This is a genomic window from Erysipelothrix aquatica, from assembly GCF_009828775.2.
Taxonomy (GTDB): Bacteria; Bacillota_I; Bacilli_A; order Erysipelotrichales; family Erysipelotrichaceae; genus Erysipelothrix; species Erysipelothrix aquatica.
Map to the genome: position 1 here is coordinate 1 of NZ_WTSY02000042.1, position 11460 is coordinate 11460.

General features: G+C 37.3%; 12 protein-coding genes. 11 read left to right on the forward strand and 1 reads right to left on the reverse strand.

Annotation, left to right across the window (positions count from 1 at the left end):
* Positions 1 to 548 precede the first annotated feature (548 nt).
* The 6 genes from GVV20_RS09615 (at position 549) to GVV20_RS09640 (ending at position 4023) form a co-directional block, all read left to right on the forward strand.
* Complete coding sequence (locus tag GVV20_RS09615) at positions 549 to 956, forward strand: DUF2185 domain-containing protein (RefSeq protein WP_159740999.1); 408 nt, start codon at positions 549 to 551, stop codon at positions 954 to 956.
* A gap of 184 nt (positions 957 to 1140) precedes the next feature.
* Positions 1141 to 1848 (forward strand): YveK family protein, encoded by a 708-nt coding sequence (locus GVV20_RS09620; RefSeq protein ID WP_159740998.1) that lies wholly within the window; start codon positions 1141 to 1143, stop codon positions 1846 to 1848.
* Between the two features lie 8 nt (positions 1849 to 1856).
* Positions 1857 to 2579 (forward strand): CpsD/CapB family tyrosine-protein kinase, encoded by a 723-nt coding sequence (locus tag GVV20_RS09625; RefSeq protein WP_159740997.1) that lies wholly within the window; start codon positions 1857 to 1859, stop codon positions 2577 to 2579.
* Between the two features lie 2 nt (positions 2580 to 2581).
* Complete coding sequence (locus GVV20_RS09630; protein WP_159740996.1) at positions 2582 to 3337, forward strand: CpsB/CapC family capsule biosynthesis tyrosine phosphatase; 756 nt, start codon at positions 2582 to 2584, stop codon at positions 3335 to 3337.
* A 63-nt stretch (positions 3338 to 3400) separates the two neighbouring features.
* Positions 3401 to 3721, forward strand: a complete 321-nt coding sequence (locus GVV20_RS09635) for a hypothetical protein (RefSeq protein ID WP_159740995.1) — start codon at positions 3401 to 3403, stop codon at positions 3719 to 3721.
* A gap of 53 nt (positions 3722 to 3774) precedes the next feature.
* Positions 3775 to 4023, forward strand: coding sequence for a hypothetical protein (locus GVV20_RS09640; protein WP_159649223.1), 249 nt, complete (start codon positions 3775 to 3777; stop codon positions 4021 to 4023).
* Between the two features lie 24 nt (positions 4024 to 4047).
* On the opposite strand, the gene GVV20_RS09645 is transcribed toward GVV20_RS09640, so the two are convergent.
* Complete coding sequence (locus GVV20_RS09645) at positions 4048 to 5796, reverse strand: M3 family oligoendopeptidase (RefSeq protein WP_159740994.1); 1749 nt, start codon at positions 5794 to 5796, stop codon at positions 4048 to 4050.
* 299 nt (positions 5797 to 6095) lie between these two features.
* On the opposite strand from GVV20_RS09645, the gene GVV20_RS09650 reads away from it, so the two are divergent.
* The 5 genes from GVV20_RS09650 (at position 6096) to GVV20_RS09670 (ending at position 11125) form a co-directional block, all read left to right on the forward strand.
* Positions 6096 to 7058 (forward strand): ABC transporter substrate-binding protein, encoded by a 963-nt coding sequence (locus GVV20_RS09650; protein WP_159740993.1) that lies wholly within the window; start codon positions 6096 to 6098, stop codon positions 7056 to 7058.
* A 200-nt stretch (positions 7059 to 7258) separates the two neighbouring features.
* Positions 7259 to 8179: an ABC transporter substrate-binding protein gene (locus GVV20_RS09655; RefSeq protein WP_159740992.1), complete on the forward strand. Its 921-nt coding sequence runs from the start codon at positions 7259 to 7261 to the stop codon at positions 8177 to 8179.
* A 309-nt stretch (positions 8180 to 8488) separates the two neighbouring features.
* Positions 8489 to 9448 carry an ABC transporter substrate-binding protein gene (locus tag GVV20_RS09660; protein WP_159740991.1) on the forward strand — a complete coding sequence of 320 codons (960 nt, stop codon included), beginning with the start codon at positions 8489 to 8491 and terminating at the stop codon, positions 9446 to 9448.
* Positions 9448 to 10353: an ABC transporter permease gene (locus GVV20_RS09665; protein ID WP_159740990.1), complete on the forward strand. Its 906-nt coding sequence runs from the start codon at positions 9448 to 9450 to the stop codon at positions 10351 to 10353. The genes GVV20_RS09660 and GVV20_RS09665 overlap by 1 nt, the downstream gene beginning before the upstream one ends.
* Entirely contained in the window at positions 10346 to 11125 is a 780-nt protein-coding gene (locus GVV20_RS09670; protein WP_159740989.1) for an ABC transporter ATP-binding protein, read from the forward strand. Before GVV20_RS09665 ends, GVV20_RS09670 begins: the two co-directional genes overlap by 8 nt.
* Positions 11126 to 11460 lie beyond the last annotated feature (335 nt).

Genomic DNA, 11460 nt, shown 5'->3' on the forward strand with positions numbered 1-11460 from the left:
TAAAGCCGAAGCCTTTTTCAGCGTTAAAGAATTTTACTTTTCCTGATTCCATAAAAAAATACCTCCCTCTAAAATATGTCTCATATAATAACAGGTGTTAGGTATTATTTAATGTGTTTAGTCATATGTTGTTATTATTGTATCAGTATCTATAACTAAAAGCAAATTAATGCACTTATTATTGTTATTTTTTTTTAGAGGTGTTGAGATGAACATAAGGATGATAATATGGAAATATAAATACCCCTACAATTGAAATAATATATAAATTCGTAATCGTATAGTCTGTATATAAATGGTTATTTTATTTACATGGGTAGTAAAATGCCATAATAGTATGATACGTTTCGATGATAAATGACTTACGGTTCAATTGAGAGGTCTAAATAATCAACCACGACATCAAACTCACGAATCATAATATCAACATATTCACATTATAAACTATGGTCATTAAATAAAATGGTGTGAAAACCGGTAATTTACATTGGCCCCAAAATTGATGTGTTAAAGTAAATATAGAAAGAAACAATATAGGAGGGGGAATCATGTTCAAACGAAATACGCGAAAAAAGTTAAATTATACTCGCGATGGTTTCATCAAGCTTCATGTACGAAATCTCATTGAGTGGGACGACTCTACAGGTGATGGATGCATTGTATCCGACATGATTACCAAAGAAGGATGGAAAGTTGGTTATATGTTTCGAGATGAACCTAACCCTGATTATCCGGACAGTGGGTGGCGTTTTTTAAAAGGTGATGAGAGTAATGAGTACATGAGTCATACGAACAATCACCATGTATTCAAATTGAATACAGTTTGTAATTACGATCAAGATATTATCCCATACTTGAATGCGCCAATTGGTACGCATTTAATCCGTACCGAAAATGATATGTTTATTGTCGATGACGAACAGTCAGGAATTATAATGAGCATGCAAGATAGATAACAAGCCACTTTGACTAAAAGTGGTTTTCTTTTTGCTTTCGCAAACCCTTAACAAACACAACAAACACTTAAAATAAACTTAAAATAAAACCGCTTTCCCATTGTTAATGAGACGAAGTGAGTTATAATAGATAAGTTAAAAGATGCCTTATGGCATCAAAATGCAATAGATGATGGAGAGAAGCATGAATGAATTTGAGAAACAACAAACCCAAGATGTAGAGATTTCAGAACTGGTAAATGCAGTGAAACCGTACAGTTTACTCATAATAGTGATAATGGTGAGTGCTGCAATCCTCAGTTTTCTTTATACTAAAATCGCGATTACGCCGATTTACGAAAGTAGTGCGACAATGATCGTCAATAACCGTCAAAGTGAAGGCAATCGTGGCATTACCAATGATGACATAAACTCGGCGAAAGGTCTTGCTAATGTGTATGGGGTTATCATCAAAAGTGACTCTGTGATGGCTCCTGTAAATGATAAACTAAACCTCGGGATGATGACGAAGGCACTCAGTGACAGCGTTAAAGTGTCGTCAGTAGACAATACTCAAGTTATGAAAGTTTCAGTTCGCCACAATAATCCAAAGACAGCACATGCGATTGCATCTGCCATTGTTGAGATTGCTCCAAGTAAAATTGTTGAAATGGTAGAGGCAGGTTCTGTAAAAGTAATTTCTAATCCAATTGAGCCATCGAACCCCGTTTCTCCAAACACTATGCGAAATGTTATACTCGCATCTGTTGGCGCAGCGATACTAACTGTTGCTGGAATCATTATTCGACATCTTATGGATAAAACATTTAAGCGTGTTGATGACTTAGAAAATGCATTAGATTTACCTGTTCTTGGAGTGATTCCAAATGTATCAAATTTGGCACGGAAGTAGGAGACATTATGTTCAAAAAAACGAAACAACCACTAAAGATCAAAAATAGGACTGAAATCATTAATGACAAATCGCCGTTCTCATTTGTTGAGTCATACAAAACGCTACGTTCTGGCTTAAGTTTTATGGGATTTCAAGATGATGTCAAAACGATCATGATAACCAGTTCAATACCAGATGAAGGGAAAAGCACAGTAGCAATCAATCTAGCCAAGGTATTGGTAGATGCTGGAAAAAAAGTATTACTGATTGATGCAGATCTACGGAAACCGGCACTCCGGGAATATTTGCGCGTTAAAAAGACAGGTAATCACGGATTGTCTGCGGTTTTAGCGGGTAAAGTCCAAGCAGAAAACGCAATCTATCTGCATACAACGTACCAATTTGATGTTATGCTTGCAGGAATTATACCACCTAACCCATCAGAACTTCTGGGTGGGGCTAACCTTGCACCAATGTTAGAAACTTTAAAAAAGACTTATGATTACATTATTATTGATACTCCACCCGTCAATGTAGTAACGGATGCAAGTGTCATAGCTCCTCATATTGATGGTACATTGTTAGTGGTACGACAAAATTTCGCAGAAAGAGATGTCGTGTTAGCTGCAAAGCGTAAGCTTGAACAAACACATGCAACACTATTGGGCTCTGTTATGAATTATTATGATGATTCGAAAGTTAAAAGTGGCGCAACGCCATACTCATATAGTTACGAATATGGTGAGTAAGCATGATTACAGATATCCATACACACATTCTTCATGATATTGATGATGGCCCGGAAAATCTTGATGCAGTTGATGGATTGTTACGACGCCACCTTGCGCAAGCTACGCATCAACTGATTGCAACCCCACACTTTAACCTTGAGAAAGATGACATGAATCACTTTTTGAAGGTGCGTGAAGCACGTTGTGACGAAGTTCGGTCTTTAATTAAAATGAAATCTTATCCAATAACCTTAAAATTAGGGGCAGAACTCTATTTCTCACCCCAACTCGCAACCGTTCAACTGGATCAATTGGTTATGGAAGGGACAGATTATTTACTCATTGAACTTCCAACCCGTATATATCCATCCCGACTAAAGGACACGTTAAAAGACATCATTTCGAACGGGTATATGCCAATTTTGGCGCATATTGAGCGTTATCCATATTTACTAGCGTCCTCTGATACCCTGATAGAATTGATCGAAATGGGAGTTCTCATTCAGATGAATGCTGAAACCTTGATAGATTCACGCCAACAACCTCTTGCTAAAATGATGATAAAAAAAGACCTTGTCCACTTAATCGCGTCAGATGCACATAACTGTGATCGAAGAGCACCGAATCTCTCCGATTTGCAAAAGCAATACTTTGGTACAAAACTCTTTGAGAATTTGCAACGTTGTTATGAAAATGCACAGCTGGTTTTTAATGGAGAAAACATTGTTGTTCATCAACCACGACCATTTCGAAAAATGTTCGGTCGATATTTATAAAAAAGAGCTTAAGTAAAATCTTAAGTTCTTTTTTATGGCATAATACTTCTAAGAGGTGATGAAATGGAACACATTGAGCAACGCTTAGTACACATAATTTCAGAAATTGTTGGCAGTCCTGCGCAGGAATATCATTTGGGGAAATTTGAAGGGCTCGCATGGTATTTGTGCAATGCCGAAACACCGGTAGTGAGTTTGAAAAAATACGATAAAACGGTGAATGTCTATGCCATGACATGGTCGCAAAATCATGAATTAGCAAAAGTCGTTGAAACTACGTTTGGTAAGACTGCGATTGGAAAATCATGTATCCGAATCCGCAAACTTACACCTGACCGCGAACAAGTTCTTAAAAACGTAATTCAATTTGAAATCGGTCGCTAATTTCACACTAATTTTTATGTTATGGTGCTACAATAGAGGTAAGAGGTGATACAATGGACAAAGAAATTCAAATAGAGATTTTAGATAGAGTAAAATATATTGCTGAACATTTCGAGACGTTAACACTCATCGAAATTGCAACCCTATTTGTTGCTGCGGCAACCCTATTTACAGATACAAAGAATCAATTTTACTATTCGTATCTCAAGGTAATGCAACAAACACTCGCTGCAAAACAGACAAATCGCCAAATGGGTGATGAAGTTAAACAGCTTGAGTATCATATGCGTTTAGATGTATAAAAAAATCTGTGGAAATCCACAGATTTATTTTTTTGTGAGTGCAATGAATGTTTCAATACGTTCAGCAACGACGTTTAAACTTGATTCCCAGAAAGCAACGCTTGTAACGTCAATTCCAGCTAATGCTGCAACATCTTCACATGAAGCTGTAGTTGTTGCTTTCAATAGTTCTTGATAGTGAGGTACAAACACAGCTCCTTCCTCTTGGTACTTACCGAACAATCCAAGTGCGAATAAGCCACCAAATGCATATGGGAAGTTATAGAAGCTAAGACCACCGCTGTAGTAATGCCCTTTATTGATCCACATATACGGATGCATGTAGTTTTGATCTAGGCCATCCCCATACGTATCCTTTTGCGCCTGAATCATGATTTCTTTCAGATCATTGGCAAACAAGAACTCAGTCTTGCGACGTTCGAAAACTTCACTCTCAAATTTATAACGCGATAAAATATCAACAGTTATCTGCGCTAAGTCTGAAATGGAGTTCTCAATCAAGATTAGTTTCTCCTCGTCGCTTGCTTCGGCAAGAGCAGCATTGAGAACAATGTTTTCACAGAATGTGGATGCTGTTTCAGCGACAGGCATTGTGTAATCTGTATTCAATATGGAAAGATCTTCAATTAACATTCCATGATATGCATGACCTAATTCATGAGCGAGTGTAATGATATCAGACATACTACCATCAAAATTAGTGAGGATACGACTTTGCTTAATCTGAGGTTGATTCGAACAAAATGCTCCGCCTCGTTTCCCTTCACGAGGTAAGAAATCAATCCATTTTTCATCATATGCGCGCATTGCCATGTTATGTAGATCAGGTGAGAAAGTTCCAAAGCTATCAAGAATCATCGTACGTGAATCTTCAATGGTATACGTTTTAGGATTTTTTGTTTCGAATGGAGCAAAGAGATCATACCAAGGCAGACCATTATCGTGACCAAACAATGTCGCTTTATGGTTAAAATATTTTCTAAATACAGGTAAGTACGATTCGATTGCTTGAAGCAGTGCATCGAGGGTTTCTTTAGATAAACGAGAATCAGCAAGTGTTTTTTCTAATGCTGATTCATAACCACGCATCTCAGAAAGTGTATTGACCTCGCCCTTAATACTATTCAATGCGAATGCAACCGCATCTTCGATACCTTGATACATTTCAAGTTCTTTATCATATGCAATTCTACGAGTTGCAGCGTCAGGACTGTATGCGAGATTTCGAATTGATGAGAGTGTATATGTTTTTCCATCAATTTCGGTTGTTATTTGTGAGGTGAGATGTCCCTGAAGTTTGCTCCAGTTTGAAGATGCGTTCATTTTCATTTTTGCAATAATCTCTTCGACATCATCATTCAGCAAATGCTTACTTTCTCTTGCAATTTCACGAAGCATAAATGCGTGCTCTGCAATGAGTGGGCTCGATTCAATCCACGATTCAAGGACATCAGCATGATGCGCAATGAATGCTTTAAACTGTGCGTAAGGTTTTGACATTTCAGTAACGAGTGGCTGTAACTTACCATATGCGTTATTACTTTCAATATCTGTCGTATTTGTAGACAAACGTAAAGAAATATAGCTAAACAACGACTGTGCATTCGCACTGGTTTCGATATCTAGTTTAAGCCAATGTTCCAAATCCTCCATTGTTTCTAAAGATGCAGCACTTTCTTGCATCGCTTGAATCTGGGATTTAAGACGGTTTACGTCGTTATCGAAAGATTCATTAAAATCTGAATATAATGCGTCTAATGACCAAGTATACATAATTAAGAGTCTCCTTTTACTGTGTAATTATACCACTAGAATGAAACAATTATCACCAAGTTATGAAAATAGTATTGAAACAAATGTAAAATAATGTTAATCTTTCACTAGAAAGGTTGGGATCTTATGGTCAACAATCACAATATAACAAACATTAGCTTTTTCTTTTTCTTTAGATAATCGGTTAATTTCGCCAACGAGATTAACCATTTTCTAATGGAAATCGACTTGGCTAACTCACAACGTGTATTTCAAAGCCATGTCGAACGATATGGCTTTTTGTTTGAGAAGGAGGACGTATGAAAAAATACACTGTGATTCTATTAACTATGGTGATGCTCTTGTTTACAACAGCATGTAGCCAAAACACTGCAAAATATAAAATAGGAGTTATTCAATTGGCAGATCATCCTTCACTGGATGCTGCGTATGAAGGAATGAAACAAGAACTTGAAACACAACTTGGAAGTGAAACAGTATCGATTGATTATCAAAATGCACAAGGTGATTTACTCAATGCCGATTTAATTGTAAATAAATTTGTATCTGATAAAGTTGATTTAATCTATGCTATTGGCACAAATGCAGCACAAACAGCAATGAACGCGACATCAGGAACAGATATTAAAGTCATCTTCAATGCTGTAACAGATCCTGTCGCAGGTGCTTTAGTCGAAACACTGGACGTTCCGGGAGGAAACGTAAGTGGCGTTAGCGACATAAGTCCACTTGAAAAACAATTAGGAATCATTAATGAGATTACACCCAATGCCAAAAAAGTAGGTGTCCTTTACAACATTGGAGAGATTAACTCGCAAGTTCAAGTCGACTTATTAAAACAGACAGCCCCTAAATTGGGTCTAGAAATTGTTTCTAAGGGGATTTCAAATACGATGGATATTTCAACGGCGGCAACCCAATTAGCGACTGATGTTGATGTATTCTTTAACATCACTGACAATATGGTTGTGGCAGCCACTGCAACGCTTATCGATGTTGCAAATAGGGCTAATAAACCAGTATATGCAAGTGAAGATGGGCAGTTCGATCAGGGGATTCTTGCAACAGCCTCGTTAAGCTACATGACATTAGGGAAACAAGCAGGTCTCATGATTTATGATATTTTAGAAAATGGTTCGGATATCGCAACACTTCCGGTATATCAATCTAAAGAAACAATCTTGTACGTCAATCAAGATGTTGCGCGCCAACTTGGTATTACCCTATCCGAAGCCGTGCTCGCAAATATTTCTGAAAGGTAACACTTGTTTTCTGAAATACGATGTGATAAAGTTACATTAACAAAAGAGGTGTCTTATGTACATGAAACGATGGAGCAACAAGCGAATTGAATATTAGGGCTAAGCAGTAGCCCTTTTCGCTTGGGCACACCGATTCTTAGTAAGATCTAAAGACTACGTGGTTTACGCGTAGTCTTTTTTTGTGTATAAGGAGGAAGTTTATGAAAAGATTCATGATAGTTTTAGTGGTTTTGACGCTCTTATCAGGGTGTAGCAGCAGTCCGAAACAGAAGGATAGGCCAACAATTGCTGTACTGCAATTTGGAGACTTTGCTTCACTTAATGATACGTACCAGGGGATTGAAGAAATATTTGAAGAGCAAGGTGTCAACGTTGTATATAAAAATGCCAACGCAGATACTTCAGTCTTGATGATGAATGCCCAAAGTATACAGCAAGAGCTAGTAGATGCAGTCATTGGGATTACAACGCAATCCGCGCAAACAGCAATTAATGTGTTTGAACATGATAGAATACCCGTTATTTTCAGTGCCGTAAGTAATCCAGAGGCTATCGGTATTACCGACGCAATGGACTTTGTAACAGGTGTTACCGATACAGCACCTTACCTTCAACAACTACAACTGATTGAAAAATTAACACCTGATGTAAAAAAAGTTGGCATCGTTAATCGTATTGGAGATGTGAATGGAATATATCAAGTGGAACAAATTAAAGCTGCTGCAACACGTACACAATTAGAAATTATAAATAAAGGCGTAAATGACGTTCAAGAACTCGGTGTTGCATTACCCATGCTTATGCAAGAAGTTGATGCTATGTTTGTGATAACAGATGACCTGAATGTTTCTGGAACATCTTTGATCGTCGATCATGCCAATAAAAAATCAATTCCTGTCTATGCTTCCGAAGATGGTCAGTTAGAAGAAGGGATACTTGCAAGTGTTTCGATTAATTATGTTGAAATCGGAAGACAGACGGCAAAACTCGCACTTCGCGCACTTAACGAAAAAAATCTAAAGATTGAAACACCAGAACATAAGGTTACTAAAATAAACAAAAAAGTCGCTACAGAATTGGGTATAACGATTCCTAATGAGTTTTCAGAATTTACATTTTAATGAATATATTTTCATAAAAATGAGTAAGAGGGTTGTCAACCAAAAAAAAATCTGTTAATGTGTGAACAGAAGAAAGGTTGGGAACAACAATATGAAGACTCAAAATATCAATAACGTTACACGTGCCCAACAAATGAGCAACTATTATTATTTTAGATAACCAGTTAATAGCCTTTAGGATATTAACTATTTTGCGTTACTAAAATATCTACGAGGCTCATTGAATCAATAACGGTTATTAAACCCTAACTTTTGAAACACTAAGCCACGTAGCGTGGCTTTTTTGTTATAACGTTAGGAGATAAGAAAATGAAAAAAATTATAACAACAGGAATTATTGTATTAATTGTATTAACAGGATGTGCCTCAAAGGCGACAACGCAATTCAAAGTTGGAGTCATCCAATGGGGTGAACACCCAGCACTCAAAGAGTCATTAGAAGGAATGAAAGAAGGCTTAATTGAAGTCGGCGTTGCCGATACGATTACAGTCGAAGTTAAAAATGCAAATGAAGATGCGAGCAACGCATCAATGATTGCAAGTCAATTTGTAAATGATAAGGTCGATTTAATTTTTGCGATTGCAACACCATCAGCACAAGTTGCAATGAATGCCGTCGAAGGGACAGATATTCCAGTTGTATTTAGTGCTGTTTCTGACGCTAAAACCGCAGGATTGGTAGAAAATCCAACAGCTCCAGAAGGCACCATCACAGGCGTTAGTGATTTACCACCACTCGCACAACAAGTTGCATTGATGCAAGAAATGTTACCGTCAATGAAAAACATCGGAATTCTCTTCAACACCAGTGAGGTAAATGGTCAAAACCAAATTAAAGAAATCAAAGAAATTGCGAAACCTCTGGGCCTTGAAGTTGTAGAAAAAGGCGTAAGCAGTCCGAATGAAATAGCACAAGCAGCAACTCAAGTTGCACTTGACAGTGATGCTCTCTTCATAGTTAATGACAATATGATTGCAACAGCAACAGGACTTGTTGTCCAACAAGCTCTAAAAGAAAACAAACCGGTCTTCATGGCTGAATCAGGACAGTTTGATCAAGGAATCTTTGCGAGCGACTCAGTAAGCTACAAAAAGCTGGGAATTCAAGCGGGTCATATGATTAAAGAAATCTTAGTAGATAACAAACCAATCAAAGAGATTCCCGTACAAACTGCTTCAAGTACTGAATTATTTGTAAGTGAAAAAATGGCAGATCAGTTGGGACTTACGATTCCAACGAGTGTCTTAGAAAGAGCGATAGTTCGATAATGTTAGGATTTGTAATAGATGTATTAATACAGGGGTTACTTTATGGCATCATGTCGATGGGAGTCATGTTGTCATATAAAATTTTAGATATACCTGATTTAAGTGTTGATGGTACCTACCCATTGGGTGTTGCCATCAGCGCAATCTTAATTATTAATGGTGTAAACCCATGGGTTGCACTCTTGGCATCAATGGCTGGTGGATTTTTGGCTGGTATTGTAACAGGAGTCTTCCATGTAAAATTTGGAATTTCGGCACTTTTAAGTGGAATATTGGTAATGACAGGGCTGTACTCAATTAACATGATGGTAGCAGGTGGAAAATCAAACCTTCCATTATTCAAATACGACAATATTTTTTCAACCACCTGGTTAGAAAAAATGGGGGCACCTTCATTCATTATCGATAACTTTCAACTAATCGTCATGATTATTCTCGTGGTCCTTATTAAAATAATGATTGATACGTTACTTACGACTCGCGTAGGATACTTATTGAAAGTCACGGGTGATAACGAGGGCCTTGTGACATCACTTGGACATAATGTTGGTACGATAAAAATACTTGGACTTGCACTAGCAAATAGTATTGTAGCTTTAAGTGGAGGGGTCGCAGCTTCAGTAGGTCGTTACTTTGATGTTTCACTTGGTACAGGAATGGTTGTGCTTGGGCTTTCCTCCGTAATTCTTGGGACCACACTTTTTGGTAAGTTGAAATTCAAACAAACGACTAAAGTTATCTTAGGAGCAATCGTGTACCGATTCATCATCGCAATTGCATTACGATTCAATATGGATCCTCAGCATCTAAAATTAGCGACTGTAGTGATCTTTGTAGGTGCGATTTTACTCAATCAAAGTAAGATATCAAAATACTTAGGGAAAGGGAGCGAAGTAAATGCTTAAACTCAACAATATTAAGAAAAAATTCAATGTTAATAGTATCGCAGAAACAACGCTTTATGAAGACCTTAGTGTTGAAATTGAAGATGGAGAATTTATCACGATTATTGGTTCAAACGGTAGTGGGAAATCGACATTGTTAAATCTTGTAACCGGTCAAGTGACACCAGATTCAGGTGAAATTTCATTCAATGAAGAAGACCTTTTGAAAGTCAGTGATTTCAAGCGGTTTAAAAAAATATCACGCGTATATCAAGATCCGATGTCAGGAACGGCACCATCTTTAACTGTTCTTGAAAATCTTTCATTAGCTGTCGATAAGGGGAACTTGTTCAACTTAAAAAAAGCAATTAGACGCGACAAGGAAGCAGAATTTATCGCACAGTTAAAGACATTAGATATGGGTTTAGAAGACAAACTTCATGCTCAAGTTGGGCAACTGTCGGGTGGTCAACGCCAGGCACTCTCACTACTGATGGCGTTGATGAATAATCCAGAAGTACTGTTGCTCGATGAACATACGGCGGCACTCGATCCGAAGAGCTCTGAAGCGATAATGATGCTTACGGATAAAATGATTGCGGCACGTAAAATAACCTCGATTATGGTGACACATAATCTCCAACATGCACTTGATTACGGAGACAGACTCTTGATGTTTCATGGTGGTAAGATTATTTTCGATGCAAAAGGGGAAACGAAACAAAAATTAACACGTGATTCACTGATTAAATTGTTCGTAGAACACGAAAACTCATTTGAGGAGACAATTTAGGAAAATAAAAGACGACCTCCATGGTCGTCTTTTATTTTGATTTAAAAAATTAAATCTTAATAATCCATAAACAAATAAATATTTGTATATAATAAGGATAAAAAATAACACTGAAATTTTGTTGCGAAAAATGTACGAAATATGTGTTGATTCGGTTGACAGGTCGCTATGCCAGTGGTATTATGTACAAGCGTTCAAGGGAACTTGGGTGCGAAATGGTCTTTGAAAACTAAACAGGAAACGTCAATTTCAAAAGAAATACAAGAAATAAACAAAACTCGTCAGAGTATAAAAATGAGAAAGAATCAAATGGAGAGTTTGATCCTGGCTCAGGA

What these genes read in the sequence shown, in the direction of transcription:
- GVV20_RS09615 (WP_159740999.1), top strand. Translation starts at nt 549, where the DNA reads ATGTTCAAACGAAATACGCGAAAAAAGTTAAATTATACTCGCGATGGT.
- GVV20_RS09620 (WP_159740998.1), top strand. Translation starts at nt 1,141, where the DNA reads ATGAATGAATTTGAGAAACAACAAACCCAAGATGTAGAGATTTCAGAA.
- GVV20_RS09625 (WP_159740997.1), top strand. Translation starts at nt 1,857, where the DNA reads ATGTTCAAAAAAACGAAACAACCACTAAAGATCAAAAATAGGACTGAA.
- GVV20_RS09630 (WP_159740996.1), top strand. Translation starts at nt 2,582, where the DNA reads ATGATTACAGATATCCATACACACATTCTTCATGATATTGATGATGGC.
- GVV20_RS09635 (WP_159740995.1), top strand. Translation starts at nt 3,401, where the DNA reads ATGGAACACATTGAGCAACGCTTAGTACACATAATTTCAGAAATTGTT.
- GVV20_RS09640 (WP_159649223.1), top strand. Translation starts at nt 3,775, where the DNA reads ATGGACAAAGAAATTCAAATAGAGATTTTAGATAGAGTAAAATATATT.
- GVV20_RS09645 (WP_159740994.1), bottom strand. Translation starts at nt 5,796, where the DNA reads ATGTATACTTGGTCATTAGACGCATTATATTCAGATTTTAATGAATCT.
- GVV20_RS09650 (WP_159740993.1), top strand. Translation starts at nt 6,096, where the DNA reads ATGAAAAAATACACTGTGATTCTATTAACTATGGTGATGCTCTTGTTT.
- GVV20_RS09655 (WP_159740992.1), top strand. Translation starts at nt 7,259, where the DNA reads ATGAAAAGATTCATGATAGTTTTAGTGGTTTTGACGCTCTTATCAGGG.
- GVV20_RS09660 (WP_159740991.1), top strand. Translation starts at nt 8,489, where the DNA reads ATGAAAAAAATTATAACAACAGGAATTATTGTATTAATTGTATTAACA.
- GVV20_RS09665 (WP_159740990.1), top strand. Translation starts at nt 9,448, where the DNA reads ATGTTAGGATTTGTAATAGATGTATTAATACAGGGGTTACTTTATGGC.
- GVV20_RS09670 (WP_159740989.1), top strand. Translation starts at nt 10,346, where the DNA reads ATGCTTAAACTCAACAATATTAAGAAAAAATTCAATGTTAATAGTATC.